Origin of the sequence: Nonomuraea sp. NPDC048916, from assembly GCF_040649575.1 — a bacterium.
In the GTDB taxonomy this organism is placed as follows: domain Bacteria; phylum Actinomycetota; class Actinomycetes; order Streptosporangiales; family Streptosporangiaceae; genus Nonomuraea.
Genome location: NZ_JBEZFS010000218.1, coordinates 1 through 469, shown reverse-complemented (window position 1 = coordinate 469; position 469 = coordinate 1). Strand labels below are relative to the sequence as shown.

Genomic DNA, 469 nt, shown 5'->3' with positions numbered 1-469 from the left:
CTGGCCCGGGGTGCCGAACAGATAGAGGACCAGGTCGTCGCGGAGCGTGATCCGGCCGAAGTCCATCGCGACCGTGGTGGTGGTCTTGGACTCGACCCCGTCCAGATCGTCCACCGGGCGGCCCGCCTCGCTGAGGCGTTCCTCCGTGCGCAGGGGCCGGATCTCACTGACCGCGCCGACCGCGGTCGTCTTGCCGACGCCGAACCCTCCCGCCACCAGGATCTTCAGGGTGACGGGCTCGACGGGCCGCTGCTCGGCGCGGCTAGAGCGCCCGAAGGCCATTGATCACCTCGCGGAGAATGTTCACGTCCGGCAGCTCGGCCGGCGGAACGGGACGGGTCACGTGCACCAGCTCGTCCTCGACGAGATCGCCGACCAGGACCCGCACCACCCCTACCGGGAGGTCGAGTTCGGCGGCGAGCTCGGCGATCGTCGAACTCTGCAGCGACATGCCCCAGTCGATCGCCGA

Annotated in this window: 2 protein-coding genes; both read right to left on the bottom strand. The window is 69.9% G+C overall.

Going from position 1 to position 469, the window contains the following annotated elements; all coding sequences use genetic code 11:
* On the bottom strand, positions 1–282 hold a 282-nt coding region (locus AB0C16_RS40530), incomplete at its 3' end, for an ATP/GTP-binding protein (protein WP_357691513.1).
* Positions 263–469: DUF742 domain-containing protein (locus AB0C16_RS40525; protein WP_357691511.1), on the bottom strand; the 207-nt coding region annotated here is incomplete at its 5' end. The genes AB0C16_RS40530 and AB0C16_RS40525, both read right to left, overlap by 20 nt.